Origin of the sequence: Rhizobium herbae (genome assembly GCF_019511375.1) — a bacterium.
Classification (GTDB): domain Bacteria; phylum Pseudomonadota; class Alphaproteobacteria; order Rhizobiales; family Rhizobiaceae; genus Pararhizobium; species Pararhizobium herbae_A.
This window is the reverse complement of sequence record NZ_JAEUAO010000022.1, coordinates 1-326: the sequence shown is the minus strand read 5'-3', so window position 1 is coordinate 326 and position 326 is coordinate 1. Positions and strand designations below refer to the sequence as shown.

Below are 326 nucleotides of genomic sequence, written 5' to 3'. Positions count from 1 at the left end.
GATCGACGCCGCGTCGTTGGCGCCGGTGATGGCGACGACGATGTTGTGGCTGGCGGTGCCGTCGAGCGAGGTGACGCTCAGCGTGTCGCTGACGGCGTCGCCCTGGTTGAGCGCTTGCGTCGCCGCCCGGTCGTTGTCGAGCGTATAGGTCCAGCTGCCGGTGGCGGCATCGAAGGAGAAGCTGCCATAGGTGCCGTCGAGCGTGGCCGGGGCGGCAAACACCGCCTCGCCGTCGTCGACGTCGCTGACCGTCAGCTTGCCGGACGCAGTCGGATCGCCGCTGCCGGCCTGCCCCGCCTCGACGGTTGCCCGGTCGTCGGTGACCG

At 70.9% G+C, this 326-nt stretch carries 1 protein-coding gene; it reads right to left on the bottom strand.

Annotation, left to right across the window (positions count from 1 at the left end):
* On the bottom strand, positions 1-326 hold a 326-nt coding region (locus JNB71_RS24290), incomplete at both ends, for a VCBS domain-containing protein (protein WP_220374320.1).